The sequence below is a fragment of the Herbidospora cretacea genome (assembly GCF_001570605.1).
Lineage (GTDB): Bacteria > Actinomycetota > Actinomycetes > Streptosporangiales > Streptosporangiaceae > Herbidospora > Herbidospora cretacea.
Window position 1 is genome coordinate 54,940 of the sequence record NZ_BBXG01000026.1, and the last position, 24,800, is coordinate 79,739.

General features: G+C 71.6%; 30 protein-coding genes. 7 read left to right on the plus strand and 23 right to left on the minus strand.

Annotated features, from left to right (window positions below):
- Positions 1–334 precede the first annotated feature (334 nt).
- From trpA to AW270_RS34115, 9 genes are all read right to left on the minus strand, one after another.
- Positions 335–1,132 (minus strand): tryptophan synthase subunit alpha, encoded by a 798-nt coding sequence (trpA, locus tag AW270_RS34075; RefSeq protein ID WP_061300253.1) that lies wholly within the window; start codon positions 1,130–1,132, stop codon positions 335–337.
- Between the two features lie 13 nt (positions 1,133–1,145).
- Positions 1,146–2,387, minus strand: coding sequence for a tryptophan synthase subunit beta (gene trpB, locus AW270_RS34080; RefSeq protein WP_061300254.1), 1,242 nt, complete (start codon positions 2,385–2,387; stop codon positions 1,146–1,148).
- An 11-nt stretch (positions 2,388–2,398) separates the two neighbouring features.
- Positions 2,399–3,211, minus strand: a complete 813-nt coding sequence (gene trpC / locus AW270_RS34085) for an indole-3-glycerol phosphate synthase TrpC (protein WP_061300255.1) — start codon at positions 3,209–3,211, stop codon at positions 2,399–2,401.
- Between the two features lie 115 nt (positions 3,212–3,326).
- Positions 3,327–3,731, minus strand: a complete 405-nt coding sequence (locus AW270_RS34090) for a DUF2752 domain-containing protein (protein WP_061300256.1) — start codon at positions 3,729–3,731, stop codon at positions 3,327–3,329.
- Between the two features lie 9 nt (positions 3,732–3,740).
- Positions 3,741–4,340: a DUF4190 domain-containing protein gene (locus AW270_RS34095; protein ID WP_061300257.1), complete on the minus strand. Its 600-nt coding sequence runs from the start codon at positions 4,338–4,340 to the stop codon at positions 3,741–3,743.
- Between the two features lie 66 nt (positions 4,341–4,406).
- Positions 4,407–4,949 (minus strand): Trp biosynthesis-associated membrane protein, encoded by a 543-nt coding sequence (locus tag AW270_RS34100; protein ID WP_061300258.1) that lies wholly within the window; start codon positions 4,947–4,949, stop codon positions 4,407–4,409.
- Positions 4,946–5,296 (minus strand): phosphoribosyl-AMP cyclohydrolase, encoded by a 351-nt coding sequence (hisI, locus tag AW270_RS34105; RefSeq protein WP_061300259.1) that lies wholly within the window; start codon positions 5,294–5,296, stop codon positions 4,946–4,948. The genes AW270_RS34100 and hisI overlap by 4 nt, the downstream gene beginning before the upstream one ends.
- Positions 5,297–5,332: 36 nt before the next feature.
- Positions 5,333–7,129, minus strand: coding sequence for an ABC transporter ATP-binding protein (locus AW270_RS34110; RefSeq protein ID WP_061300260.1), 1,797 nt, complete (start codon positions 7,127–7,129; stop codon positions 5,333–5,335).
- Positions 7,126–8,895, minus strand: a complete 1,770-nt coding sequence (locus tag AW270_RS34115; RefSeq protein ID WP_061300310.1) for an ABC transporter ATP-binding protein — start codon at positions 8,893–8,895, stop codon at positions 7,126–7,128. The genes AW270_RS34110 and AW270_RS34115 overlap by 4 nt, the downstream gene beginning before the upstream one ends.
- Before the next feature lie 213 nt (positions 8,896–9,108).
- On the opposite strand from AW270_RS34115, the gene AW270_RS34120 reads away from it, so the two are divergent.
- On the plus strand, positions 9,109–9,744 hold the full coding sequence (locus AW270_RS34120; RefSeq protein WP_061300261.1) for a TIGR03085 family metal-binding protein: 636 nt from the start codon (positions 9,109–9,111) through the stop codon (positions 9,742–9,744).
- A gap of 15 nt (positions 9,745–9,759) precedes the next feature.
- Here AW270_RS34120 and AW270_RS34125 read toward each other — a convergent pair whose 3' ends face one another.
- The 5 genes from AW270_RS34125 to AW270_RS40830 form a co-directional block, all read right to left on the minus strand.
- Positions 9,760–10,245 (minus strand): hypothetical protein, encoded by a 486-nt coding sequence (locus tag AW270_RS34125; protein WP_157523051.1) that lies wholly within the window; start codon positions 10,243–10,245, stop codon positions 9,760–9,762.
- Positions 10,246–10,306: 61 nt separating this feature from the next.
- The gene (locus AW270_RS34130) at positions 10,307–11,479 is read right to left on the minus strand and encodes a class I SAM-dependent methyltransferase (RefSeq protein WP_061300263.1); all 1,173 of its coding nucleotides are present in this window, start codon (positions 11,477–11,479) and stop codon (positions 10,307–10,309) included.
- The gene (locus AW270_RS40820) at positions 11,476–12,672 is read right to left on the minus strand and encodes an SAM-dependent methyltransferase (protein WP_061300264.1); all 1,197 of its coding nucleotides are present in this window, start codon (positions 12,670–12,672) and stop codon (positions 11,476–11,478) included. Before AW270_RS40820 ends, AW270_RS34130 begins: the two co-directional genes overlap by 4 nt.
- Complete coding sequence (locus AW270_RS40825) at positions 12,669–13,286, minus strand: DUF1365 domain-containing protein (RefSeq protein ID WP_061300265.1); 618 nt, start codon at positions 13,284–13,286, stop codon at positions 12,669–12,671. The genes AW270_RS40820 and AW270_RS40825 overlap by 4 nt, the downstream gene beginning before the upstream one ends.
- On the minus strand, positions 13,283–14,500 hold the full coding sequence (locus AW270_RS40830) for an NAD(P)/FAD-dependent oxidoreductase (RefSeq protein ID WP_082802054.1): 1,218 nt from the start codon (positions 14,498–14,500) through the stop codon (positions 13,283–13,285). Before AW270_RS40830 ends, AW270_RS40825 begins: the two co-directional genes overlap by 4 nt.
- A gap of 194 nt (positions 14,501–14,694) precedes the next feature.
- Here AW270_RS40830 and AW270_RS39765 point away from each other — a divergent pair, with 194 nt between their 5' ends.
- The 6 genes from AW270_RS39765 to AW270_RS41955 all read left to right on the plus strand — a co-directional run bounded on the left by AW270_RS39765 (position 14,695) and on the right by AW270_RS41955 (position 18,260).
- Positions 14,695–14,856: a hypothetical protein gene (locus AW270_RS39765; protein ID WP_169807412.1), complete on the plus strand. Its 162-nt coding sequence runs from the start codon at positions 14,695–14,697 to the stop codon at positions 14,854–14,856.
- 99 nt (positions 14,857–14,955) lie between these two features.
- Complete coding sequence (locus AW270_RS39770; protein WP_169807413.1) at positions 14,956–15,120, plus strand: hypothetical protein; 165 nt, start codon at positions 14,956–14,958, stop codon at positions 15,118–15,120.
- A gap of 116 nt (positions 15,121–15,236) precedes the next feature.
- Entirely contained in the window at positions 15,237–16,073 is an 837-nt protein-coding gene (locus AW270_RS34150) for an SDR family oxidoreductase (RefSeq protein WP_061300267.1), read from the plus strand.
- 56 nt (positions 16,074–16,129) lie between these two features.
- Positions 16,130–16,717, plus strand: a complete 588-nt coding sequence (locus AW270_RS34155; RefSeq protein ID WP_061300268.1) for a dihydrofolate reductase family protein — start codon at positions 16,130–16,132, stop codon at positions 16,715–16,717.
- The gene (locus tag AW270_RS34160) at positions 16,714–17,067 is read left to right on the plus strand and encodes a YciI family protein (RefSeq protein WP_061300269.1); all 354 of its coding nucleotides are present in this window, start codon (positions 16,714–16,716) and stop codon (positions 17,065–17,067) included. Before AW270_RS34155 ends, AW270_RS34160 begins: the two co-directional genes overlap by 4 nt.
- Complete coding sequence (locus tag AW270_RS41955; protein WP_169807414.1) at positions 16,992–18,260, plus strand: RNA polymerase sigma factor; 1,269 nt, start codon at positions 16,992–16,994, stop codon at positions 18,258–18,260. Before AW270_RS34160 ends, AW270_RS41955 begins: the two co-directional genes overlap by 76 nt.
- Positions 18,261–18,716: 456 nt before the next feature.
- Here the strand turns inward: AW270_RS41955 and hisF are convergent, their stop codons facing one another.
- Genes hisF through hisD form a run of 9 tightly spaced genes read right to left on the minus strand, consistent with a single transcriptional unit; the run spans position 18,717 to position 24,680 of the window.
- Entirely contained in the window at positions 18,717–19,487 is a 771-nt protein-coding gene (gene hisF, locus AW270_RS34170) for an imidazole glycerol phosphate synthase subunit HisF (RefSeq protein WP_061300270.1), read from the minus strand.
- Entirely contained in the window at positions 19,484–19,873 is a 390-nt protein-coding gene (locus AW270_RS34175; protein WP_061300271.1) for a RidA family protein, read from the minus strand. Before AW270_RS34175 ends, hisF begins: the two co-directional genes overlap by 4 nt.
- Positions 19,870–20,592, minus strand: coding sequence for a bifunctional 1-(5-phosphoribosyl)-5-((5-phosphoribosylamino)methylideneamino)imidazole-4-carboxamide isomerase/phosphoribosylanthranilate isomerase PriA (gene priA, locus AW270_RS34180; RefSeq protein ID WP_061300272.1), 723 nt, complete (start codon positions 20,590–20,592; stop codon positions 19,870–19,872). The genes AW270_RS34175 and priA overlap by 4 nt, the downstream gene beginning before the upstream one ends.
- Positions 20,593–20,596: 4 nt before the next feature.
- Positions 20,597–20,935 (minus strand): hypothetical protein, encoded by a 339-nt coding sequence (locus AW270_RS34185; RefSeq protein ID WP_061300273.1) that lies wholly within the window; start codon positions 20,933–20,935, stop codon positions 20,597–20,599.
- Positions 20,932–21,567: an imidazole glycerol phosphate synthase subunit HisH gene (gene hisH, locus AW270_RS34190; RefSeq protein WP_218009410.1), complete on the minus strand. Its 636-nt coding sequence runs from the start codon at positions 21,565–21,567 to the stop codon at positions 20,932–20,934. Before hisH ends, AW270_RS34185 begins: the two co-directional genes overlap by 4 nt.
- The gene (locus AW270_RS39275; RefSeq protein WP_157523055.1) at positions 21,564–21,716 is read right to left on the minus strand and encodes a CG2302 family histidine operon protein; all 153 of its coding nucleotides are present in this window, start codon (positions 21,714–21,716) and stop codon (positions 21,564–21,566) included. The genes hisH and AW270_RS39275 overlap by 4 nt, the downstream gene beginning before the upstream one ends.
- Positions 21,713–22,303: an imidazoleglycerol-phosphate dehydratase HisB gene (hisB, locus tag AW270_RS34195; protein ID WP_061300274.1), complete on the minus strand. Its 591-nt coding sequence runs from the start codon at positions 22,301–22,303 to the stop codon at positions 21,713–21,715. The genes AW270_RS39275 and hisB overlap by 4 nt, the downstream gene beginning before the upstream one ends.
- Positions 22,300–23,376, minus strand: coding sequence for a histidinol-phosphate transaminase (locus AW270_RS34200; protein ID WP_061300275.1), 1,077 nt, complete (start codon positions 23,374–23,376; stop codon positions 22,300–22,302). The genes hisB and AW270_RS34200 overlap by 4 nt, the downstream gene beginning before the upstream one ends.
- Positions 23,376–24,680 (minus strand): histidinol dehydrogenase, encoded by a 1,305-nt coding sequence (gene hisD, locus AW270_RS34205; protein ID WP_061300276.1) that lies wholly within the window; start codon positions 24,678–24,680, stop codon positions 23,376–23,378. The genes AW270_RS34200 and hisD overlap by 1 nt, the downstream gene beginning before the upstream one ends.
- Between the last annotated feature and the right edge of the window lie 120 nt (positions 24,681–24,800).

Genomic DNA, 24,800 nt, shown 5'->3' on the forward strand with positions numbered 1-24,800 from the left:
CGTCCACACGGCCACCGGTCCCGAACGTATTGGAGTCCACCTCACCATGACCTCGATAAACACCCGGTAAGCCGAAACCTGGCGTCGGGTATGGGTAGACCTGACCGGGTAAACAACGGCTTCTTTTCTCCGTTACGGCTCCGCCCACGCGGCCCCGACCGCCGCCGCGGCCCACCCGCCGTATCCGGCGCCGACCGGCCGCGGCCGCGCGCCGACCAACGACCACCCGGCCCCGAACCGACCGCCCTGGCCTACGGGCCGGCCGCCACCAGCCTTTCGGGACAGCGAAAAGGCCGACCACCTTTCGGTGGTCGGCCTCGTGGCTGGTGCGGGACTAGCGGCGGCGGACTCCGTCGGCCAGTTCGGCGGCGAGTTCGCGGACCGACTGGAGACCCTCGCGCTCGTTCGGCGCGTCGAGCAGGCGGCGGATGAAGGCCGAGCCGACGATGACGCCGTCGGCGTAGGCGGCGACCTCGGCCGCCTGGGCGCCGGTGCCGACGCCCAGACCCACGCAGACCGGGAGCTTGGTGTGCGGCCGGGTCCGCTCGACCAGGCCCTCGGCGGCCGCGCCGACCGACGACCGGGCGCCCGTCACGCCCATCAGCGAGGCGGCGTAGACGAAGCCGGTGCAGCACTGCGCGACCACGCCGATGCGCTCCTCGGTGGAGCTCGGCGCGACCAGGAAGACGGTGTCGATCCCGGCCGAGGCGCTGGCCTCGATCCAGGGAGCGGCCTCCTCGGGGGTCAGGTCGGGCGTGATGGTGCCCACTCCCCCGGCGTCGGCCAGATCCCGGGCGAACCGCTCGGCGCCGTAGCGGTCGATGGGGTTCCAGTAGGTCATGACGAGGGTCGCCGCGCCCGACTTGGCCACGCCCTCGACCGTGCGCATCACGTCGCCGATACGGGTGCCGTTCTCCAGCGCGCGGTGGACGGCGTCCTGGATGGTGGGGCCGTCCATGAGCGGATCGGAGTAGGGCAGGCCGATCTCGATCACGTCGCAGCCGGCCTCGACCATGGCGGTCGCGGCGGCGATGGCGCCGTCGATCGTGGGAAAGCCGGCGGGCAGGTAGCCCACCAGCGCTGCGCGGTTCTCCGCGCGGGCCTTCTCGAAGACCGTGGCAAGTGTCGTCATGGCTGGCTTCCGGCTACAGGTTGAAGTATTTCATCGCGGTCCCCATGTCCTTGTCGCCGCGACCGGACAGGTTGACCAGGATGGTGGCGTCGGGGCCGAGCTCACGGCCCAGCTTGAGCGCGCCGGCCAGGGCGTGGGACGACTCGATCGCCGGGATGATGCCCTCGGTGCGGGCGAGCAGGGCGAAGGCGTCCATCGCCTCGGCGTCGGTGATGCCGTGGTAGGTGGCCCGGCCGCTGTCCTTGAGCCAGGCGTGTTCCGGGCCGACGCCCGGGTAGTCGAGACCGGCCGAGATCGAGTGGGACTCGATGGTCTGGCCCTCGTCGTCTTGCAGGACGTAGGTGCGGGCGCCGTGGAGGACGCCGACCGAGCCCGCCGTCAGGGTGAGGGCGTGTTCGCCGGTCTCCAGGCCCCGGCCCCCGGCCTCGTAGCCGTGGAGCTGGACGCTCTCGTCGCCGATGAAGGCGTGCATGATGCCGATGGCGTTGGAGCCGCCGCCGACCGCCGCGCACACCGCGTCGGGGAGCCTGCCGGTCAGCTCCAGCATCTGGCGGCGCGCCTCGACGCCGATGATGCGGGCGAAGTCGCGGACGATGCCGGGGAAGGGGTAGGGGCCGGCGACCGTGCCGAACAGGTAGTGGGTGCTGTCGACGTTGGTGACCCAGTCGCGGAACGCCTCGTTGATGGCGTCCTTGAGGGTCTGGCTGCCGTTGGTGACGGGCACGACCGTGGCGCCGAGCAGTTTCATGCGGGCGACGTTGAGCGCCTGGCGCTCGCAGTCGACGGCGCCCATGTAGATGACGCACTCGAGACCCATCAGGGCGGCGGCGGTCGCGGTGGCGACGCCGTGCTGGCCCGCGCCGGTCTCGGCGATGACGCGCTTCTTGCCGAGCCGCTTGGTCAGCAGGGCCTGGCCGAGCACGTTGTTGATCTTGTGGGCGCCGGTGTGGGTCAGGTCCTCGCGCTTGAGGACGACCCGGGCACCGCCCGCCTGCTCGGCGAACCGCGGCACGTCGGTCAGCGTCGTGGGACGGCCGGCGTAGGTGCGCAGCAGGTGGTCGAACTCGCGGATGAAGGCCAGGTCGTTGCGGGCCTTCTCGTATTCCGCGGCGACTTCGTCGAGGGCCGGGATCAGCGCCTCGGGCACGTAGCGCCCGCCGAACACGCCGAACTTGCCCCGCTCGCTCACATCGCCGCTGGAACCGGCGCCGGTGAAGTCGGCGGGGGTGATGAGGGTGCCCTCAGAGGTGGTCATGGACTCTCCGGTCACGACTGCCGTTCTTGGCGAGACGATGGGTGGGCGCCCGCGGTGACCAGGTCGTTCACCGCCGAACGCGGGTCTTTTCCGGTGACCAGGCTCTCGCCGACCAGCACCGCGTCGGCGCCGGCGCGGGCGTAGGCGAGCAGGTCGTGGGGGCCGCGGACGCCCGACTCGGCGATCCGGACGATGCCCTCGGGCACCTTCGGGGCGAGCCTGGCGAAGACCTCACGGTCGACCTCGAGCGTGCGCAGGTCGCGGGCGTTGATGCCGATGAGCTTGGCGCCCGCGTCGACGGCGCGCTCCAGCTCCTCTTCGGTGTGGACCTCGACCAGCGGGACCAGGCCGATCGACTCGGCCCGCTCGATCAGGGACACCAGCGCGTTCTGGTCGAGCGACACGACCATCAGCAGGGCCAGGTCGGCGCCGTAGGCGCGGGCCTCCCAGAGCTGGTAGGCGGTGACGATGAAGTCCTTGCGCAGGATCGGGATGTCGACCGCGGCGCGCACGGCGGCCAGGTCGTCGAGGCTGCCCCCGAAACGGCGGCGTTCGGTCAGCACGCTGATGACGTGTGCCCCGCCCGCCTCGTAGTCGACGGCGAGCGCGGCCGGGTCGGCGATGGCCGCCAGCGCGCCCTTGGACGGGCTGGACCGCTTGACCTCGGCGATGACCGAGACGCGGTCGGCTTTCAGTGCGCCGTGGACGTCACGAGGGGTGGGTGCGCGCCGGGCGCGTTCCTTGAGCTCATCGATCGACACGGCCTTCTGCCGCTCGGCCAGGTCTTCGCGGACGCCCTCGAGAATGTCGTCGAGAACCGTCATCGGACCTCACCGCCCTTGCTGGCTCGTTCGCTCACGTGCTCCGGGTCCCTCCAGGTCGACTGCGTCCTGCCGATGGTATCGGCCTTACCGGCGTCGGCCCGCCATCGGGTGCCGGTCACGGAGCGAGAAAAGCCCCGTACGGCGTATTGCGTACAACCCCGAACAACAAGGCCAGCGCGGCGAACGACCAGACGACCGCGGGCGCCGTCAGACGGGTCCGCAGCGGCCTCTCCCGCCAGGCGGACACGATCCACTTCGCCCACAGGTACACCAGGAACGGGGCCACCGCAACGAACAGCGGGTTGAACGACAACGCGCCGCCGACGTCGAGCCGGGTCAGCGCGTGGACCGCGCGCAGTCCGCCGCACCCCGGGCAGTAGAAACCGCTGACCAGCAGGAACGGGCAAGGCGGGAAGTGGCCGGGCCGCGACGGGTCGACGGCCGCGACGAACACGGTCGCCGCCGCGAGCGCGCCGCCGACGGCGGCGGGCAGCGCGACGGCGGCGGTCCTGGAGCTCATCGCCCCAAGTTAGTACGTGGGGACGTCCGTGATGAGGTCGTCGGGGATCATGTTGCCGTACTCCGCGCTCTCGGCGATGCCGACGAGGGCCAGCATGGCCGCGCCGAAGATCAGCCAGAGGATCACCCACAGGCCGATGGTGATGTAGGAGATCACCAGGCCCGCGACCGCGAGGCCGTGGCCCTCCTCGCCGCTGGTCTTGATGCGGCTCAGCGCCATGTGCCCGAAGATCACGCCCAGGATCGCGGTGAGACCGCAGAGCACGAGGCCGATCAGGCCCATCACGAGCGAGGCGACCGCCAGGCCGTTGGTGGGCCGGGGGGCGGCGTAGCCGTAGCCGGGCTGGGCGTAGGGGTCGTAGCCGGGCTGCCCGTACGACTGCTGGTACGGCTGCTGGTAGGACTGCTGGTAGCCGTAGTCGGGCTGCTCGTAGCCGCCGCCCGAGGGCTGGGTGTTCTGCGTCCCATAACCGGGCTGACCGTAGCCGGGCTGCTGGGGGTAGCCGGGCTGCTGCTGATAGCCGCCCTGGCCGTAGTCCGGCTGCTGACCGTAACCCGGGTAGTTGTTACCCGGGTCCCCCGTGTCGCCGGGCTGGTTCCCGTAAGTCATGCGAAGACTGTAGCGACGAGCGCCGACATCCCCGTCGAATCAGGGCAACCTGAGGACAAGTTGTAATCAGGTGGGATCATCGCCGCGATCGATGGCGTCCCACATCGACCGCTCCGTGGGTGGCCCGTCGCGGCCGTCGCGGCCGGTGCGGTCGTAGCGGGAGGACATCCCCGGCCAGCGCCCGCCCGCGACCGCCGCCCACAGCCCGCCGCCGATCAGCAGCACGCCTCCGGCGCCGGTGAGCCACGGCCAGACGGTGACCTGCACGGCGGCCCCGGTCAGGTCGGCGCTCTCCAGCAGCAGGACGTCGTCGAACACCCGCATCATCGCGATGACGACGGCTCCGCCGCAGATCGCGACCAGCGCGCCGATCACCTGCCGCCACACGCCCTTGGTGGCCAGCACCGCGACGCAGCCGGCCAGCGCCGCCAGCGTGACCGGCGTGACGACCGGCGCCACCTCCGGTCCGGTGACGTCGTGGAGGGCCTCGGGGTTGGTCAGGCCGGTGGGCGCGAGCAGCTGAGCCCACACCTGCCCGGCCGAGAGCAGGGCCAGCGCCCCGCCGGCCGCGCAGACGACCAGCCAGGCGTAGACCGCGCGGCGGTTCATGAACCCTCGATCACCGGAAGCACGTCGTCATCGAAGCAGGTGCGGGTGCCGGTGTGGCAGGCGGGGCCGCGCTGGTCGACCTTGAGCAGGATGGTGTCGCCGTCGCAGTCGAGCGCGACATGGTGGACGAACTGCACGTTTCCCGAGGTCTCACCCTTGACCCAGTATTGGTTGCGGCTGCGCGACCAATAGGTGGCCCGGCCGGTGGTGAGCGAGCGGTGCAGCGCCTCGTCGTCCATCCAGGCGAGCATGAGCACCTCGCCCGTGTCGTGTTGCTGGACGACGGCGGGCACCAGCCCGTCACCGGTCCGCTTGAGCCGGTCTGCGATCTTCGGGTCCAAGGGCATAAGCCCATTCTGCCGCAGCGACCAGCCAGAACGTGCCTAGCTGCGGGTCGCGGTGGCCCAGGAGGCGTGGAGGTCGGCGTAGACGCCCGGCTCGCGGACCAGGTCGGCGTGGGCGCCGCGCTGGACGATCTCGCCCCGGTCGAAGACGATCACCTCGTCGGCCGCCTCCGCCGTCGACAGGCGGTGGGCGATCGAGACGGCCGTGCGGCCCCGGGTGACGCTGTCGAGGGCGCGGGCGATGCGGACCTCCGTCGCCGGGTCGACCGCCGAGGTCGCCTCGTCGAGCAGGAGCAGGTCGGGGTCGGCGAGGTAGGCGCGGGCCAGCGCCACGAGCTGGCGCTCCCCCGCCGACAGCGACTCGCCGCGCTGCCCGACCGCCGTCTCCAGGCCGTTGGGGAGGCCCTCCAGCCAGTCGGCCAGGCCGAGCTCGGTCACCGCCTCGGCGATCTCCTCGTCGGTGGCGCCGGGGCGGCCGAAGCGGATGTTCTCGGCCAGGGTCGAGTCGAAGAGGAAGCCGTCCTGCGGGACCATCACGATCCGTTCGCGCAGCGAGGCGAAACGGACGTCGCGCAGGTCGACGCCGTCGACCGAGACGCGGCCCTCGACCGGGTCCATCAGGCGGGTGAGCAGCTTGGCGAAGGTGGTCTTGCCCGAGCCGGTCTCGCCCACCACGGCGACCCGGCGGCGGGGCGGGATGACGACGTTCACGTCACGCAGCACGGCCGGGCCGTCGGGGTAGGCGTAGCGCACGCCTTCGAACGCCACCGTGATCGCGCCGCGCGGCAGCGTGACGCCCTCTTCGGCCGGGTCGGCGACGTCGGCCGGGGTGTCGAGCACGCTCAGCACGCGCCGCCAGCCCGCGATGGCGTTCTGCGCCTCGTTGAGCACCTCGGTCGCGGTCTGGAGCGGCGCGATGAACAGGGTGATGAGGAACAGGAACGCCAGCAGGCGGCCGGGGGTGATCGACCCGCCCACGCCGAGCAGCACGCCGACCACGACCACCGCGGCGATCGCCAGCGAGGCGACCAGCTCGGTGATGGGGAAGGTGAAACCGATCATCTTCTGGGCGCGGGTCTGGGCGGCCCGCTGGGCGTCGACGGCGGCGTCGATCCGGACGGCCGTGCGCTCCTCGGCGCCGTGGGCCCGGATGACCGCGCTGCCGACGACCGACTCGCTGATCGCCGACAGGGTGTCGCCGGTGCGCTCGCGCACGGTCAGGTAGTTCCGCGCGACCAGCCGCTGGAACTTCGGCAGCGCGAAGACCAGCGGCAGGAACAGCCCCCACACGATCAGGGTGAGCTGCCAGGAGTAGAAGGCCATCAGCGCCGTCGCGATCACGAGCTGGCCGCTCGCGACGATGATCAGCATGCCGCCCCACTGCATGAAGGTGCTGATCTGGTCGACGTCGCCGGTCACCCGCGACACCAGGGCGCCCCGGCGCTCGGTGTTCTGGGTCAGCACCGACAGGTCGTGGACGTGGCGGAACGCCTTGCCGCGCAGCGAGGCCAGGCCCGACTCGGTGGCCCGGTAGAGCCGCACGTTCATGGCGTAGCCCGCCGCGGCGGTCAGCAGGATCGCCGCCGCGCAGGCCAGCACGGCGTTGCGGATGAACGGCAGGTCGGGCGTCGCGCCGCTGAGCCCCCGGTCGATGACCTGCTGGATGGCGACGGGGACGATCACCTTGCCGAGGGTGGCCAGGATCGCCAGGGCGACGGTGATCCCGAGGCCCTGGCGGAACTCCGGCGACAGCCGCAGGCCGTGGCGGATGGTCTCGACCGCCCCGCGCTCGACGGTCTGAAGGCTTTGCGTGGTCGCGGTGGTGGTGGTCGTCACGGGGCGACGCTCTCCTCTTCGAGGGCCGAGTTCTCGGCCTCCTGGCGTTCGTAGGCCGTCACGAGATCGCGGTAGCCGGCGCAGCGGGCCAGCAGGGTCTCGTGGGGGCCGTGGTCGGCGACGGTGCCGTTCTCGACGTAGACGACGTCGTCGGCCAGGGAGATCGTGGCCATCCGGTAGGCGATCACGATGACGGTGGCGTGCTGGTCGCGCAGGCCGAACAGGATGCGCTTCTCGACCTGGGGGTCGACGCTGGAGGTGGCGTCGTCGAGGATCAACATCCTCGGCTCGCGGGCCAGCGCCCTGGCCAGGGCGAGCCGCTGGCGCTGGCCGCCCGACAGGGTGGTGCCGCGTTCGCCGATTCTGGTGTCGAGGGCGTCGGGCAGCGCGCTGACGAACCCGTCGGCCTGGGCGAGCCGGAGCGCGGCCCAGACCTTCTCGTCGCTGATCTCGGCGCCGAGCGTGATGTTGCCCCGGACGGTGTCGTCGAACAGGAACGTCTGCTGGGGAACCAGCGAGACCGCCCCGCTCACGCCGTCGCGCTCGACCTCCCGCACGTCGACGCCGTCGATCGCGACCACGCCCTCGTCGGGGTCGACCAGGCGGGCCAGGAGCTGGGTCAGCGTGGACTTGCCGGAACCGGTGGGCCCGACCACGGCGACCGTGCGGCCCGGCTCGACGGTGAAGGCGACGTCGCGCAGCACCGGGACGCCGGGCTCGTAGGCGAAGGAGACGCCGGTGACGGCCAGCTCCGCGGGCCGGTCGGCCGGCAGGGAGGCGGAGCCGTAAACCATGGACCCCTCCGCGCGCAGCACCTCCTGCACCCGCGTCCAGCCCACGACGGAGCGGGGCAGTTCCCCCAGCACCCACCCGAGCGCCCGCACGGGGAAGGCGAGCAGCGTGAACAGGTAGGACACCTGCACCAGCTCACCGGCGGTGACGTCGCCGGAGGCGAGGCGGTAGGAGCCGAACAGCAGCACGGCGAGCACGCCGAGCGTCGGCAGCGCCTCCAGCAGCGGATCGAACAGGCCGCGCACCCGCCCGGCCGCGATGTTCGCGTCGCGCAGCGCGTCGGCGCGGGCCCGGAAGCGGACCGCCTCGGCGTCTTCGCGGCCGAGGGTCTTGACCACGAGCGCGCCCTCGAAGCTCTCGTGGGCGACCTCGGAGACAGCGGCCCGCAGCTCCTGCGCCCGGGTGGCGAGCGGGGTGAGCCGACGCTGGTAGACGAGGTTGAGCAGGGCGATCGCCGGGAAGATCAGGAAGCCGACCAGGGCCAGCACCGGGTCGGTCAGCACGATCGCCACCGCCGACGCGACCAGCATGACCACGACGCCGACCGCCATCGGCAGCGGCGCGAGCGGCCCCCACGCGGCCTCGGCGTCGGAGCTGGCGTTCGACAGCAGCTGCCCCGTCGGGTGGCGGTGGTGCCAGGCCAGCGGGAGCCGCAGGAACTGCCGCCCCAGCGAGCGCCGGAAATGCGCCTGCATGCGGTATTGGTGGATGCCCGCCATGATGCGGCGGCCCATGATCCCGGCCGCTTTGAACACCGCGACCCCGACGATCAGCGTGGCCGCCAGCGCCAGCGTCCCGGCGGTCGCCCGGCCGTCGCGGAAGGCCGGCAGGACGGCGTTCTCGGTCGCCCAGCCGAGCGCCCACGAGGACAGCACGGTGGTGACGCCGTAGAGGGCGCTGGCCAGGACGGCGCCGGTGAAGATCCTCGGCTCGGTCCTGACGGCGTGGCCGATGACGCGGAACCCCTGGCGCATGACGGCGGATGAGACCTTGTCGGGCACGCGGGGCGTCCTTCCGTTGGAGCGGTGGTTCGGGTCCGACCCTACAAACCTCGACCGACAGTTCGGATCGGGCCAAGGGCTGACCATGACGCGGGGCCATGGACCTAGGGCCGGGAAAGCCCAGTGGGGGAAATCACGACGATCACCGCTCTTATTCCCGGCCGTCAGGGTGCTTAGGGTTGACCCATGAGCTACGCCCGCGCGGAACGTGCCGCCATCACCGACCTGCTCGACGATCTGGGCCCCTTCGCGCCCACGCTGTGCGAGGGCTGGGAGACCGCCGACCTCGCCGCCCACCTCGTCGTCCGGGAGCGCCGCATCGACGCCGCCGCCGGGATCGCCGTGAAGTTCCTCGCGCCGTACACGCGGAACGTGCAGGCCCAGGTCCGGGCCCGGCCCTACGCGGAGCTGGTGAACGAGGTCCGGCAGGGCCCGCCCCGCTGGACCCCCTACGGGCTGATCCCCGGCCTCGACACGGCGGTGAACACGGTCGAGTTCTTCATCCACCACGAGGACGTGCGCCGCGCCCAGGCGGGCTGGGAACCCCGCGAGCTCCCCGCCGACCTCGACGACCTGCTGTGGAAGCGCGTCTCGGCGGGCTCGCGGATCTTCTTCCGCAACTCGCCGGTGGGCGTGGTCCTGCGCCGCGCCGGCACCGGCCAGAAGGCCGGCGCCAAGATGAAGGACCCCGCCGTGGTGGTGACCGGCCCCTCCCAGGAACTGCTGCTGTTCGCCTTCGGCCGCCAGGACCACGCCCGGGTCGCGCTCGACGGGGACGCGGCGGCGGTGGAGCAGCTGATGGGCGCCCGCCTGGGCATGTGAGCCGACCGGTCACGGTCACCCGGCGTCGAGCCAGTGACGGAAGAACTCGGTCGTCGACTTGACGACGACGGGCTCCCGATAGGCCTCGGGCCAGATCTGCAGGAAGTAGTGCTCCTCCGCCATCTCGTCGTCCATGCCGAGGACGTGATAGCGCAGGCGATAAGCGCCGGGCCCGGCGGTCAGCGCGGGCAGCGGGTGAGAGGTCCCCTCGTTCCACTCCTCCAGCGTGAGCCGCCCCGACGGCGCGTCGAAGGCGATCTCCACGATGTCCTCGTAACCGTCGAGGTCGGCCCCCGGATCGACGTCGGCCACGGCCACGGTGAGCGGCACCGTCCCATATTGGATCCCGAAGATCAGCTGGGCGGTGCCTTTCCCGGCCAGGACCACCCCGACACCCGAGGGCCCGTCGAAGTCGAAAGGGCGTTCGCACTTCTCGTCGACCAGGTATGCCTGGCTGTAGTCGACGTCCAGTTCCACGCTCACGGTACGCACGGCTGACATGGCCGGCAGCCTAACCAGACCGACCGACGAGATCGGCGGGACGCCGGGGGCGATCCGGTGGTCACACGGGCCGCTCCAAGGTGATCTGGTGGACCGACATCCGGCCCGACTCGAAGGCCAGCCCGCCCCCGACCAGGTACAGCCGCCAGACCCGCGCCACCTCCTCGCCGACCAGGGCCACGGCCTGGTCCCAGTGGGACTCGAAGGTCTCGTACCAGGCCTGGACGGTCTTCGCGTAGTCCTCCCGCATGCCCTCCACGTGCAGCACCTCGAAGCCGGCCTCCTCGAACATGGCGACCGTCCGCCCGACCGGGCGCATGTGCATGTCGGGGGCGATGTACCGCTCGATGAACGGGCCGCCGCCGGGCGCGTTGGCCCCGCGTGACATCTGCTGGATGACGACGCGGCCACCGGGGCGCACCAGGCCGAAGAGGGTGGAGGCGTAGACGGGGTAGTTCTCCTCGCCGACGTGTTCGCCCATCTCGATGGAGGAGATCGCGTCGTAGGGGCCGTCGGAGACGTCCCGGTAGTCCTGGAGCCTGACCTCGCCGCCGCGGGCCCGGACGAAGGCCTGCTGCTCGGCGGCGATCGTCACGCCGACCGACTTGGCGCCGTATTCGGCGGCGTGGAGCACCATCGACCCCCAGCCGCAGCCCACGTCGAGGTGGCGCGTCCCGGGCTGGAGGCCGAGTTTGGCGCAGACCAGGTCGAGCTTGCGCCGCTGGGCGGCGGCGAGGTCGTCGCCGGGCGCCCACTTGGCGCAGGAGTAGGCCATCGAGGGGTCGAGGATCAGCGAGTAGAAGTCGTTGGACAGGTCGTAGTGGTGGGAGATCGCGTCCCGGTCGCGGACGCGCGTGTGGAGGCGGCCGCGCAGGCGGGCCTCGCTGGCGGGGATCGGCGGGCGGGGTCCGGCGACGCCGAGGCCGAGGAGGGTCCGCGCGCCGCGCGCCATCTCGGCCATCCCCGGCCCGCCCGTGCCCGCGGCCCACACGCGGCGGAACCCGTCGGCGAGATCGCCCTCGACGTCGAGGTGGCCGCTGACGTAGGCGCGGGCGAGGCCGAGCTCCCCGGGCGCCCAGAGCAGGTGCCGCAGCGCCAGCGGCGACCTCAGCACCACGACGGGCGCGTCGGCGGGCCCGGCGAAACCGCCGTCCCAGGTGCGCAGTCCCACGGGCAGCGAGCCCCCGAAAAGCCCCGCGACCGTATCGGCCAAGCGGGTGGCGACGACAGTCACGACCGGCCCCTCTCCAGAATGAACTGACGGACGTTCAGATATCCCGACCGGAATCCGGCTTCCGAATAGGCCAGGTAGAAGATCCACATGCGATGGAAGATCTCGTCGAATCCGAGCCGCGAGATGTCGGCCCGCCGCGAGCAGTAGCGTTCACGCCACAACCGGAGCGTCTCGGCGTAGTCGCCGCCCATTTCGTGATGGCCGGAGATCCGCAACGCGCCGAGATTCTCCTCGATGGCCGGGACGCTCGGGAGCAGCCCGCCCGGGAAGATGTATTTCTGGATCCACGTGTACGTGTACCGCGACGCCACCATCCGGTCGTGCGGCATCGTGATGGCCTGCAGGCCCACCCGCCCGCCGGGGGCCAGCAACCGATCGAGCGTCGCGAAGAAAACGGGCCAATAGCGCTCCCCGACCGCTTCGATCATTTCCACACTGAGCACCGCGTCATAGGAGCCGTGCGCCTCCCGGTAGTCGCAGAGTTCCACCGAGACCCGGTCGGAGAGGCCCGCGGCGGCCACCCGTTCCAGCGCGAAGGCCCGCTGTTCGGCGGAGAGGGTGATCGTCCTGACCTCCGCCCCCCGGGCCGCGGCGCGGATGGCGAGGGCTCCCCATCCGGTGCCGATCTCCATGACTTTCGACCCCGGGCCGACGCCGGTCCCGTCGAGCAGCCGGTCGATCTTGGCGTGCTGGGCCTGCTCCAGGTTCTCCCACGTGGCCTCGCCCCAGAAGAGCGCCGACGAATACGTCATCGACGGGTCGAGGAACTCCGCGAAGAGGTCGTTCGACAGGTCGTAGTGCCGCTGGATGTTGCGCCGGGCATTCTCGACCGTCCCCTCCTCCGACCGGGGATGCCGCCGCGCCCACACACCCCGCAACCGCTGGAGGGGGGCCGGCACCAGGGACGCCAGTTCGCGCGCCATCACGGTGAGCACACCCGCGAGGTCGTCGGCCTCCCAGTCACCGGCCATGTAGGCCTCACCGAATCCGATCAGCCCGTCGGCGCCCACCCGCGAGAAGAAGTCCTCCGCGCGCACCACCCGCATGAGCGGGCCCGCGGGATCGCCGAGCATCTCCCCGTCGGGCATCTGGACGCGCAGCGGCAACCGGGCCACGGCGTTGCGGAAAAGCTGCCGCACGACCCGGACGCGCAGTGGCGATCTCGCGGGGGTGACGGCGATGGCGTGCGTCATGAGGTCTCTCTCTTTCGGGGTACGACGGGCAGCCCGCGCAGATACAGCGCGACGCCCTGGCGCCGGATGCGCGCCCCCACGAGGAGCGGGGCGATCCGGAGCCGGTTGCGCAACGTCGGGGGCACCCGGCGCCCGCGCAGCGTCGCCACGAACGGCCGCCCCTCGGGACGGTGCAGGATCACCGCGAGGTCGAGCCGGTCGGACGGCGGCGGCAGCCGGAGCGTGTAGTGGCCGTCGACGGGGTTGAAGGGCGACACGTAGAACTCCTTGCTCGTCTCGGCGCGGCCGTGGGCGTCGGGACGGAGCAGGTAGCGGTGGCGTCCGCCGTAGGTGTTGCGGACCTCGGCGACCACGACGCCGGTGTCGCACCAGTAGACGGTCAGGGGGTTGAAGACGTATCCGAGGGTGCGCCGCCCGGCCAGCATCGTGACCCGGCCCGCGCGTTCGCCGTGTTCGGCCAGGAAGGCGTCGAGGGAGGCGCGGGCGCCGGGGTCGAACCCCTTCGGCAGGTCGTCGAGGTCGACGAGCCACAGGTAGCCGTCGTAGGTGAAGGCGTTGCGCAGCGGCGTGGACCGCACGTGGGTGATGACGCAGCGGTAGAGGGCCGGTGTCACCAGCGTGCCCCCAGGGTCTCGGCGGCCTTGAGCCCGGACCGGCAGCCGTCCTCGTGGAAACCCCATCCGTGGTACGCCCCCGCGTAGGCCACCCGGCCGTCCGACAGTCCCGGCAGCAGCCTCTGCAGCGCGACCGTCTCAGGGGTGTAGACGGGGTGCTCGTAGTCCATCCGGGCGATGACATGTTCCTCCGGCACCTCGTCGCCGAGGGTGACCAGATAGCGGGTTGCGGTGGGGAGCCGCTGGAGGCGGGTCATGTCGTAGGAGACGCGTACAGAAGAAGGTTCGGCGCCGCAGCCGGACATGCGGTAGTTCCACGACGCCCGCGCTCCCCCGGCGCGGGGCAGCGCGCTCGTGTCGGTGTGCAGCAGCGCCGGGTTGCGGGAGTAGGGGAAGCCGCCCAGGACGCGCCTCTCCAGGTCCGTGGGGGCCGCCAGGAGGGCCAGCGCCTGCCCGGGGTGGGTGGCGACCACGGCGGCGTCGTAGACGGCGGTCTCGTCGCCGTCGTCGCGGATCTCGACCGCGTCGGCGCGCCTCCTCAGTTCCCGTACGGGGGTCGCGGTGCGCACCGCCGTGAGCCCCTTGGCGACCTTCTCCACGTAGCTGCGGCTGCCGCCGGTGACCGTGCGCCACATCGGGCTGCCCGACACGCTGAGCATCCCGTGGTTGGCCAGGAACGTGAACAGGTAGCGGGCCGGGTAGCGCAGCGCCACCGAGGGCGCGCACGACCAGACGGCCGCCACCAGGGGGGTCAGGAAGTGCCGGGTGAAGTAGGGGGAGAACCGGGCCGCGACCTCGCCGAGGGTGCGGTCGTCGTCGGTGGCGAGGATCCGGCGGGCCGCGCGGTGGAACCTCGGCACGTCGGCCAGCATCCGCAGGTAGCGGGCGGTGGGCCGCTGGGCGAGGAGCCCGGCCGGGCCCTTGCCTCCGGCGTATTCGAGACCGCAGCCGTCGCACCGCACCGACAGGCTCATCTCCGACTCCTGGGTGGACACCCCCAGTTCGCGGAACAGCCGCGTCAGATGCGGATAGGTGCGGTCGTTGTGGACGATGAACCCCGTGTCGATCGCGAGCCCCGCGACGTCGTGGGTGTGGGCGTGACCGCCGAGGCGGTCGTCGGCCTCGTAGAGGGTCACCTCGTGTGTGGAACGCAGCACATACGCCGCGGTGAGCCCCGCCACGCCGCTGCCGATGACGGCCACCGTCGGACGCACCCGACCTCCTCGAACTCCTCCGACCAGTCTTTATGGGTTCCTTCGGAGCGGAGAGCCGTTCGGTTTGGCCGTGCCGGGGTTTTTCCCCGGCCGGCCGGGGGCAGCGCGGCAGTCTTACGATCGTGCCAATTCCGCTACGTCTCCGTGGCGGATGGGGCAGAGTGATGGCAGCACAAGACGGTTGGAGCCCCCTGATGAACACCAAGAAAGTCCTCACGTACGTGGCCATCGCGTTCGTGATCTTCTACTTATTCACCCAGCCCCAGGGGGCTGCGGGGGCCGTTCGAGGCGCCTTCGACGCCATCGGGAACGGCGCCGACGCGCTGGCCCAGTTCTTCACCGAGCTGTTCGCCTGAGCGATGGTGCCGGAAGGTCCTCCTCTCTTCCCGGCTAGTTATGATCATGGGTGTCGCCGGGTAGAAAAACCCGGGACACATACCGCAGGAGGCCCCCCAATGCAGGTCAAGAAGGTGCTTACGTACGCAGCGATTGCGTTCGTGGTCTTCTACCTCTACACGCAGCCGAACGCGGCGGCCGGCGCTGTAAGGGGAGTGTTTGACGGTATCAACACCGGCGCCTCGCAACTGGCGACGTTCTTCAACGGCGTTCTCAACCAGTAGCTGACCAGCCCGCGGCGACGCGGGCTTCTTCGTTTCCGGCGCCCACGGATGATCGTCCGGGTGGCTCCGGCGCCCACTGACCGGGCGCCCGGAACCTCCCATGCGAAACTGGTCTGATGAGTGACCTGATCGCGGTGACGGGGGCGACCGGCGGGCTCGGCGGCCGCATCGCGCGCCGCCTGGCCCAATCCGGAGCACGACAGCGGCTGGTCGTCCGGGACCCCTCCCGGGCTCCCCGGCTCGACGGCGTGGAAGTCGCCCAGGCGCCCTATGAGGATCCCGCCGCCTTCGCGGCGGCCCTCGACGGCGCCGGGGTCCTCATGTTGATCTCGGCGTCCGAACACCCCGACCGGGTGGCCCTCCACTCGGCGGCGGTCGACGCGGCCGTGGCGGCAGGGGTTCCGCGCATCGTCTACACCTCGTTCCTCGGAGCGGGGCCCGAGTGCACGTTCACCTTCGGCCGGGACCACTGGCACACCGAACGGCACATCGAGGAGACCGGAGTAGGTTTCACCTTCCTCCGGGACAGCCTCTACCTCGACTTCATGGCGAACATGGTCGGCGACGACGGCGTGATCCGGGGCCCGGCGGGCGAAGGGCGCTTCGCCCCCGTGGCCCGCGACGACGTCGCGGCGGTGGCCGCCTCGGTCCTCCAGGACCCGTCCGCCCACGAGGGCGCGACCTACGACCTCACCGGCCCCGAGCTGCTGACGATGGCCGACGTCGCCTCCGTGCTCTCCGAGGTGCGCGGTTCGCCGGTCACCTTCGAGAACGAGACCCTCGACGAGGCCTACGCGTCCCGGGCGAAATACGACGCGCCCGACTGGGCGGTGGCGGGGTGGGTGACGTCCTACGCGGCGATCGGGGCGGGCGAGCTCGACGTGGTGACCGACCACGTGATGAAGGTCACCGGGCATCCTCCCCTTTCCCTGGCCCAGGTTCTGCGGGCCTGAGTCGATTTTCGGGCTCCCCGTTCGTGTAGGGGGTGAGACCGAAAGGGGCTGCCGCGATGGGCAGGATCGTAGTGACCGAGAACGTGACGCTCGACGGCGTCATGCAGGCGCCGGGCCGGGCCGGGGAGGACACCCGGGACGGGTTCCGGCACGGCGGCTGGGCCGGGCCCTACGCCGATCCGGTGATGATGCGGGTGATGGGCGCGGGCATGGCCGCGACCGGGGCGCTGCTGTTCGGCCGCCGGACCTATGAGGACTTCTTCGCCGTCTGGCACGGGCGGACCGACGGCAACCCGTTCACCGCGAAACTCGACGCCACCCGGAAGTACGTCGTCTCCCGGACCCTGGCCGAACCGCTGAGCTGGCCGAACTCCACTCTCCTCGCCGGTGAGGCCACGGCGGCCGTCGAGACGCTCAAGAAGGAGACCGACCAGGACATCGCGGTGCTCGGCAGCGGCGAGCTGGTCCGGTCGCTGCTCGCCCGCGGGCTCGTCGACCGGCTGGTGCTGTCGGTCCACCCGCTGGTGCTCGGGGCGGGGCGGCGGCTGTTCGCCGCGGACGGGCCGCCGGCGGCGTTCCGGCTGGTGGAGAGCGTGCCGACCGGGACCGGTGTGGTGATCGCGACGTACGAGGTGGAGAAGTGAAGCACTACCTGATCGCCCTGTACCAGCCGCAGGGCCCGGCCCCTGAGCCGGAGGCGCTCCAGACGATCATGGACGAGCTCGGCGTGCTGCGCCGGGAGCTGGAGTCGAGCGGCTCGTGGGTGTTCGGCGACGGCCTGCACGACCCGTCCACCGCCACGGTGCTGCGGCCCTCGGAGGGCAGGGTGCTGATGACCGACGGGCCGTTCGCCGAGGGCAAGGAGCACCTGGGCGGCTTCGTGATCCTCCGGGCGCCCGACCTCGACGCGGCGCTGGAGTGGGGCCGCCGCTACGCCCTGGCCACCACGCTGCCCGTCGAGGTGCGCCCCTTCGCGACCGAGGGGGGCCGCTGAACGAGATCGAGCGGGCCTTCCGCCGGGAGTACGGCCGCGCGGTGGCCGTGCTCACCCGGCTGGCCGGGGACATCGGCGCCGCCGAGGAGGCGGTCCAGGAGGCGTTCACGGTCGCCGCCGAGCGGTGGCCGCGCGACGGGATCCCGCCCGGCCCGGCCGGGTGGATCATCACCACGGCCCGCAACAAGCTGATCGACCGCGAGCGCCGCGAGGCGACCCGCCGGGGCCGGCACGCCGAGGCGCTCCTCCTGCACGCCCCCGCTGACGCTCCCGAGGAGGGGCCCGTGCCGGACGACCGGCTGCGCCTGATCTTCACCTGCTGCCATCCCGCCCTGGCCGAGCCCGCCCGGATCGCGCTGACGTTGCGGCTGCTCGGCGGCCTGACCACCGGGGAGATCGCCCGCGCGTTCCTGGTGAGCGAGGCCACGGTGGCCCAGCGCGTGGTCCGGGCCAAGGGCAAGATCCGGGACGCCCGGATCCCCTACCGGGTGCCCTCGGACGCCGACCTGCCGGAGCGGCTGGGCTCGGTCCTCGCCGTGGTGCACCTGATCTTCAACGAGGGCTACCTGGCCGGTTGCGGCGAGCCGGTGCGCGACGAGCTGTGCGCGGAGGCCATCCGGCTGGGGCGGCTGCTGGCCGAGCTGATGCCGGACGAACCCGAGGTCCTGGGTCTGCTGGCGCTGATGCTGCTGATCCACTCCCGCCGCGCCGCCCGCGTCACTCCCGAGGGGAGGCTGGTTTTGCTGGCCGACCAGGACCGCGCTCTGTGGGACCGCGACCTGATCGCCGAGGGGCAGGACCTGGTCCGCCGCTGCCTGCGCCGCGACCGGCCGGGGCCGTATCAGATCCAGGCGGCGATCAACGCCGTCCACAGCGACCCGCCCACCGACTGGCGGCAGGTGGTGCGCCTCTACGACCTCCAGATGACCCTGGCCCCGACCCCCGTGGTGGCCCTGCACCGCGCCGTCGCGGTGGCCGAGACCGACGGCCCCGCCGTGGCCCTGGCCCTGGTCGACGCCCTGGCTCTGGACGGCCATCACCTGTTCCACGCCGTCCGCGCCGACCTACTCCGCCGCCTGGGGCGCACCGCCGACGCCGCGCCGGCATACGAGGCGGCCCTCACCCGAACGGAGAACCGGGCGGAACAGGACCTACTGCGACGCCGACTGACCCAGGTCAGACCTCCGGAGTGACCCAGACCCCCGCGCTTTCACGAGACCACCCACGCTTTCAAGAGACCGCCCACCCGTGCCTTCGCCAGGCCACCCCCGCTTCACGATGTCGCCGCGCTTCACGGGTCACCCCCGCTTCACGGGGTCACCCCCGCTTCACGGTGCCGCCTCCTACGCCTTCACCCTGCCGCTTACCCGCGCCTTCAAGAAGCAGCCCACCCGAGCCTTCACGAGGCCACCGCTTCACGATGCCACCGCCCTGCATGAGGCCACCGCGCTGCACGAGGCCACTCTCGCTTCATGGTGCTGCCACCCGCGGCTTCACCTTGCCGCTCGCATGCGAACGGTGAAACGGTGGCCCCGCTCGTCATGACGATCCGGCCCTCATGCGGGAGCGGCCCGAAATTTCGTGACATCGGTCGTACAAAGAAGAAGGGCCGGGATCGCTTTCGCGGTGCCCGGCCCTCCACATAAGAGCTACCTGACGGGGTGGCCCGCTTCGCGGATGGTCTTCTTGACTTCGCCGATCTTGAGTTCGCCGAAGTGGAAGACGCTGGCGGCCAGGACCGCGTCGGCCCCCGCGTCGATGGCCGGTGGGAAGTCCTCGAGCCTCCCTGCCCCGCCCGAGGCGATCACCGGCACCGTCACGGCGGCGCGGACGGCTTTGATCATCTCGATGTCGTAGCCGTCTTTGGTGCCGTCGCCGTCCATCGAGTTCAGCAGGATCTCGCCGACGCCGAGCTCCTGGCCCCGGGCGGCCCATTCGACCGCGTCGATGCCGGTGCCCTTGCGGCCGCCGTGGGTGGTCACCTCGAAGCCCGACGGGGTCGGCGGGCCGTCGACGACGCGGCGGGCGTCGACCGACAGCACGATGCACTGGCTGCCGAACCGCCACGCCGCCTCGCGCAGGAACTCCGGGCGCGCGATGGCGGCGGTGTTGATGCCGACCTTGTCGGCGCCCGCGCGCAGCAGGCGGTCGACGTCGTCGTTGGTGCGGACTCCCCCGCCGACGGTCAGCGGGATGAAGACCTGCTCGGCGGTCCGCCGGACCACGTCGTACATGGTCGAGCGGTCGGAGCTGGAGGCGGTGATGTCGAGGAAGGTCAGCTCGTCGGCGCCCTCGGCGTCGTAGCGCCTGGCCAGTTCGACCGGGTCGCCGGCGTCGCGCAGGTTCTCGAAGTTCACGCCCTTGACGACCCGCCCCGCGTCGACGTCCAGGCAGGGGATCACGCGCACGGCCACGGTCATGACCGGTAGGCCTCCACTTCCACCTCGACCAGCATGCGCGGGTCGATCAGGCCGGCCACGCGCACGGAGGTGCAGGCCGGGCGGACCTGGCCGAACAGCTCTCCGTGGGCCTCGCCGACGGCGTCGAAGTCGTCCTGGCTGACCACGAACAGTCTCGTCCGGACCACGTCGGTGACGGCGGCGCCGGCCTTCTCCAGGGCGTCGAGCGCCACGCCGAAGGCGGTCAGGGTCTGCTGGTAGGCGTCGCCGACGTGCTGGACCTCACCGCCGATGGTGGCGGTGCAGCCGGAGACCAAGACGTGGTTACCGGCGATGACGGCGCGCGAATAGCCGTAGCGCTCCTCCCACGGACCGCCGGAGGAGATACGCGTCAGGGGCTGGGTCATGCCCTCACCGCCGCGAGCGCCTCTTCCAGGGTGAACGCCTGGGCGTAGAGGGCCTTGCCGACGATGGCGCCCTCGACGCCGATGCCGACCAGGCCGTTGAGGGCGCGCAGGTCGTCGAGGCTGGAGACGCCGCCGCTGGCGATGACCGGCTTGTCGGTACGGGCGCAGACCTCACGCAGCAGGTCGAGGTTGGGGCCGCGCAGGGTGCCGTCCTTGGTCACGTCGGTGAGGACGTAGCGGGGGCAGCCGTCGGACTCCAGGCGGTCGAGGACCTCCCAGAGGTCGCCGCCCTCCTGGGTCCAGCCCCGGGCGGCCAGGGTGGTGCCCCGGACGTCGAGGCCGACGGCGATGCGGTCGCCGTGCTCGGCGATGATCTTGGAGCACCAGGCGGGGTTCTCCAGCGCGGCGGTGCCGATGTTGACGCGGCGGCAGCCGGTCGCGAGGGCGGCCTCCAGCGAGGCGTCGTCGCGGATGCCGCCCGACAGCTCGACCTGCACGTCGAGCTTGGCGGTGACCTCCGCCAGCAGTTCACGGTTGGAGCCACGGCCGAAGGCCGCGTCGAGGTCGACGAGGTGGATCCATTCGGCCCCGGCGTCCTGCCAGGCGAGGGCGGCGGCGAGCGGGTCGCCGTACGAGGTCTCCGAGCCCGCCTCGCCTTGCACCAGGCGGACCGCCTGGCCGTCTGCCACGTCCACGGCGGGGAGCAACACGAGTGACATAAGTTCAGGACCTCCGGTCGAAGAGAACGGTGACGAGCACCGGGACGATCAGGATGGACACGCCCAGCACGGCGAGCCTGGCCATCACGGTGCCGAGTGTCAGCCAGGCGATGACCTGGACCAGCACGAACAGCACGGCCATGACCGCGTTCTGGGCGCGGCGGCGCCGGGCCAGCACTCCGCCCTGCCGGGCCACTCTGACCGGCTTGGGCAGCACGGCCGTGATCCGGCCGCGCAGTTCCCGCCGCCGGGCCGCCTTGGCCTCGCGGCGGGCCCGTTCCTCCGCCAGGCGGGCCTTCTCGGCCTCCCTCTCGGCCCGGCGGATGGCCCGCTCCTTGCTCATGAGAGGGTGTTCAGCCAATTGGCGAGCAGGGTGGCCCCCGCGTCGCCCGACTTCTCGGGGTGGAACTGGGTGGCCATGAGCGGGCCGTTCTCGGCCGCGGCGACGAACGAGACCCCGTGGGTGGCCCAGGTGACCAGCGGCGCCTTGAAGCCGTCGCCGGGCACGAGTTCCCACTCGCGCACGCCGTAGGAGTGGACGAAGTAGAAGCGGGTGTCGGCGTCGAGACCGGCGAACAGGACCGAGTCGCCGGGCGCGCTGACCGTGTTCCACCCCATGTGGGGCAGCACGGGCGCGTCGAGGCGCTCGACCGTGCCGGGCCACTCGCCGCAGCCCTCGGTGTGGACGCCGTGCTCGACGCCCTTCTCGAACAGGATCTGCATGCCGACGCAGATGCCGAGCACCGGACGGCCGCCGGACAGGCGGCGCGCCACGATCTGCTCACCGCGCACCGCCCGCAGCCCGGTCATGCAGGCCGCGAAGGCGCCCACGCCGGGCACCACGAGGCCGTCGCAGTCCAGCGCCTCGTCGAAGTCGGCGGTCACCGTGACGTCGGCCCCGGTCCGGGCCAGCGCCCGTTCGGCCGACCGCAGGTTGCCCGACCCGTAGTCGAGGACGACGACTTTCTTCTTCACTGCCACCACATCACTCCCGCCGTCAAGGCCAGCGCGGACAGAGCGCCGGTCACCGCCGCGGCCAGCTTCATCTTTTGGCGGGCGAACGACCAGACCCCGCCGATCAGGAAGAGGCCGATGAAGATCATGGCACTGGCGGAGAAGTTCACAGCACGCCCTTGGTGCTGGGCACTCCGGTCGCCCGGGGGTCGAGCTCGGTGGCCGCGCGCAGCGCCCGCGCCAGGGCCTTGAACTGGGCCTCGACGATGTGGTGGGCGTTGCGGCCGTAGGGGACGCGCACGTGCAGGCAGATCGAGGCCGAGGCGACGATCGACTCCAGGATGTGGCGGGTCATCGTGGTGTCGTAGTCGGGCCCGATCATCGGGGCCATGTTCTCGGGCTCAGTGTGCACGAGGTAGGGACGGCCGGAGAGGTCGACGGTGACCTCCGCGAGCGCCTCGTCGAGCGGGCACGACGCGCTGCCGAACCGCCGGATGCCCGACTTGTCGCCCAGGGCCTGCTTGAGCGCGGCGCCCAGCGCGATCGCGGTGTCCTCGATCGTGTGGTGGGCGTCGATGTGCAGGTCGCCCTCGGTCTTGACGGTCAGGTCGAACAGGCCGTGCTTGCCGAGCTGGTTGAGCATGTGGTCGAAGAAGCCGACCCCGGTCGCGATCTCGACCTCGCCGGTGCCGTCGAGGTCGATCTCGACCAGGACGGACGTTTCCTTCGTCGTGCGTTCGATGCGCCCGACCCTCATGAGAGGACCCCCTCCAGAGCGGCGCGGAACGCCGCCATCTCTTCGCTTGTACCGATCGAGACCCGCAGCCACTGGGCCGGACCGGTCTCCCGGATCAGGACGCCACGGCTGAGGACGTCTTCCCACACCTGGTGGCGATCCGGAAACTTACCGAATAGCACGAAATTGGCGTCGGAGTCAGCCACGGACAGGCCACGTTGCCGTAGCCAGGTCACGGTGGCGTCGCGTTCCCGGCGCAGCGCCTCGACCGTGCCGAGCAGCTCGTCGCGGTGGGCGAGCGCGACCCGGGCGGCGGCCTGGGTCAGCGTCGACAGGTGGTAGGGCAGCCGGACCAGCAGCAGCGCGTCGATCACCGCCGGGTCTGCGGCCAGGTAGCCCACCCGAGCCCCGGCCATCGCGAACGCCTTGGACATGGTCCGCGTGACGATCAGCCTGGGGTGGCGGGGCAGCAGCGACAGCGCCGACGGGGTGCCGGTGCGGGCGAACTCGAAGTAGGCCTCGTCGACGATCACCATGCCGGGCGCGGCCTCGACGATCCGCTCGATCACCTCGAGCGGCAGGGCGGTGCCGGTCGGGTTGTTGGGCGAGGTCAGGAAGACCACGTCGGGCCGGTGCTCCCCGATGAGCCGGATCGCCCGGTCGGGGTCGATCGAGAAGTCCTCTTCCCGGCCGCCCTCGATCCAGCGGGTGCTGGTGCCGGCGGCGATGATCGGGTGCATCGAGTAGGACGGCTCGAAGCCGATCGCCGAGCGCCCCGGGCCCCCGAAGGCCTGGAGGACCTGCTGGAGGATCTCGTTGGACCCGTTGGCGGCCCACAGCTGCCCGGCGGTGAGGTTGTGGCCGAGGTAGTCGGCCAGGTCCTTGCGCAGCTCGACCGCGTCGCGGTCGGGGTAGCGGTTGAGGCCCGCGGCGCTGCGGCGGACCGCCCTGGCCAGGTCGTCGAGCAGCGCCTCGGACGGCCCGTAGGGGTTCTCGTTGGTGTTGAGCTGCACCGCCACGTTGAGCTGGGGCGCACCGTAGGGGTGCTTGCCGCGCAGGTCGTCGCGGATGGGCAGGTCGTCGAGCGTGGTCATCAGCTGGGGATCTCCCAATCGAACCGGGCGCGGATCGCGGCGCCGTGGCCGGGCAGGTCTTCGGCGTCGGCCAGCGCGCACACCAGGGGCGCGGCCTCGGCGAGCGCCTCGCGGCTGTAGTCGACGATGTGGACGCCCTTGAGGAACGTCTGCACCGACAGGCCCGAGGAGTGACAGGCGCAGCCGCCCGTGGGCAGCACGTGGTTCGACCCGGCCATGTAGTCGCCGAGCGAGACGGGCGCGTGGGCCCCCACGAAGATCGCGCCGGCGTTCCTGATCCGGGACGCCACCCGGGCGGCGTCGGCGGTCTGGATCTCCAGGTGCTCGGCGGCGTAGGCGTCGACGACCTTGATCCCGTCGTCGATCGAGGAGACCAGGACGATGCCCGACTGCTTCCCGGCCAGCGCCTCGGTGATCCGCTCGACGTGCTTGGTGCGGGCGACCTGGGCCTTGAGCTCGACCTCGACCGCGTCGGCCAGCTCGGCCGAGTCGGTGACCAGGACGGCGGCGGCCAGGGTGTCGTGCTCGGCCTGCGAGATCAGGTCGGCGGCGACGTGGACGGGGTCGGCGGTGCCGTCGGCGAGGATCGCGATCTCAGTCGGGCCGGCCTCGGAGTCGATCCCGATGCGGCCCTTGAGCAGCCGCTTGGCCGCCGCGACCCAGATGTTGCCCGGCCCGGTGACCATGGCGGCCGGGGGGCAGTCCTCGGTGCCGTACGCGAACATCGCGACGGCCTGGGCCCCGCCCACCGCGTAGACCTCCTCGACGCCGAGCAGCACGCAGGCCGCCAGGATCGTCGGGTGGGGCAGCCCGTCGGGCGCCTGGGGCGGTGAGGCGACCGCCATCGACGGCACCCCGGCCTCCTGGGCGGGCACCACGTTCATGATCACGCTGGACGGGTAGACGGCCAGGCCGCCGGGCGCGTAGAGGCCGACGCGGTCGACCGGGATCCAGCGCTCGGTGACGGTGCCGCCCGGGACGACCGTCGTGGTGACGTCGGTCCGGCGCTGGTCGCGGTGGACCAGGCGGGTGCGGCGGATGGCCTCTTCGAGGGCGGCGCGGACCTGGGGGTCGAGCGTCTCCAAGGCCTGGCTCAGCGCCTCACGCGGGACGCGGGCCGTCGGGAGGTCGAAGCCGTCGAACCGATGGGTCAGCTCCCGCACGCCCTCCGCGCCTTGATGGCGCACCTTCTCACAGATGGGCCGCACCTTCTCGAGGGCGGTCTCCACGTCGAGCTCGGCGCGGGGCAGCACGTCGCGCAGGTTCCCCGGAAGAGGGCCGCGCAGGTCGATACGGGAAATCACCCGAACAGTCTACGGACGACAGGTCCGGAATCCCGCGATGTCCATCATGCGGACATTCGGGGCACCCCATACAAAAGCATATCTACTGGACCGATCCCATCCTTTGTCCTCAATAAGATG

Excerpts from the sequence above, each read along its gene's own strand:
- AW270_RS34120 (WP_061300261.1), top strand. The coding sequence starts at position 9,109 with ATGAGCTACGCCCGCGCGGAACGTGCCGCCATCACCGACCTGCTCGAC.
- AW270_RS34185 (WP_061300273.1), bottom strand. The coding sequence starts at position 20,935 with ATGAGCAAGGAGCGGGCCATCCGCCGGGCCGAGAGGGAGGCCGAGAAG.
- hisF (WP_061300270.1), bottom strand. The coding sequence starts at position 19,487 with ATGACCGTGGCCGTGCGCGTGATCCCCTGCCTGGACGTCGACGCGGGG.
- AW270_RS34095 (WP_061300257.1), bottom strand. The coding sequence starts at position 4,340 with ATGACTTACGGGAACCAGCCCGGCGACACGGGGGACCCGGGTAACAAC.
- trpC (WP_061300255.1), bottom strand. The coding sequence starts at position 3,211 with ATGACGGTTCTCGACGACATTCTCGAGGGCGTCCGCGAAGACCTGGCC.
- hisB (WP_061300274.1), bottom strand. The coding sequence starts at position 22,303 with ATGAGGGTCGGGCGCATCGAACGCACGACGAAGGAAACGTCCGTCCTG.
- AW270_RS34155 (WP_061300268.1), top strand. The coding sequence starts at position 16,130 with ATGGGCAGGATCGTAGTGACCGAGAACGTGACGCTCGACGGCGTCATG.
- AW270_RS34125 (WP_157523051.1), bottom strand. The coding sequence starts at position 10,245 with ATGTCAGCCGTGCGTACCGTGAGCGTGGAACTGGACGTCGACTACAGC.
- AW270_RS34090 (WP_061300256.1), bottom strand. The coding sequence starts at position 3,731 with ATGAGCTCCAGGACCGCCGCCGTCGCGCTGCCCGCCGCCGTCGGCGGC.
- AW270_RS34100 (WP_061300258.1), bottom strand. The coding sequence starts at position 4,949 with ATGAACCGCCGCGCGGTCTACGCCTGGCTGGTCGTCTGCGCGGCCGGC.
- trpA (WP_061300253.1), bottom strand. The coding sequence starts at position 1,132 with ATGACGACACTTGCCACGGTCTTCGAGAAGGCCCGCGCGGAGAACCGC.
- AW270_RS34115 (WP_061300310.1), bottom strand. The coding sequence starts at position 8,895 with ATGCGCCAGGGGTTCCGCGTCATCGGCCACGCCGTCAGGACCGAGCCG.
- priA (WP_061300272.1), bottom strand. The coding sequence starts at position 20,592 with ATGTCACTCGTGTTGCTCCCCGCCGTGGACGTGGCAGACGGCCAGGCG.
- AW270_RS34200 (WP_061300275.1), bottom strand. The coding sequence starts at position 23,376 with ATGACCACGCTCGACGACCTGCCCATCCGCGACGACCTGCGCGGCAAG.
- AW270_RS39770 (WP_169807413.1), top strand. The coding sequence starts at position 14,956 with ATGCAGGTCAAGAAGGTGCTTACGTACGCAGCGATTGCGTTCGTGGTC.
- AW270_RS40820 (WP_061300264.1), bottom strand. The coding sequence starts at position 12,672 with ATGACGCACGCCATCGCCGTCACCCCCGCGAGATCGCCACTGCGCGTC.
- trpB (WP_061300254.1), bottom strand. The coding sequence starts at position 2,387 with ATGACCACCTCTGAGGGCACCCTCATCACCCCCGCCGACTTCACCGGC.
- AW270_RS39765 (WP_169807412.1), top strand. The coding sequence starts at position 14,695 with ATGAACACCAAGAAAGTCCTCACGTACGTGGCCATCGCGTTCGTGATC.
- AW270_RS34150 (WP_061300267.1), top strand. The coding sequence starts at position 15,237 with ATGAGTGACCTGATCGCGGTGACGGGGGCGACCGGCGGGCTCGGCGGC.
- hisI (WP_061300259.1), bottom strand. The coding sequence starts at position 5,296 with ATGCCCTTGGACCCGAAGATCGCAGACCGGCTCAAGCGGACCGGTGAC.
- AW270_RS34175 (WP_061300271.1), bottom strand. The coding sequence starts at position 19,873 with ATGACCCAGCCCCTGACGCGTATCTCCTCCGGCGGTCCGTGGGAGGAG.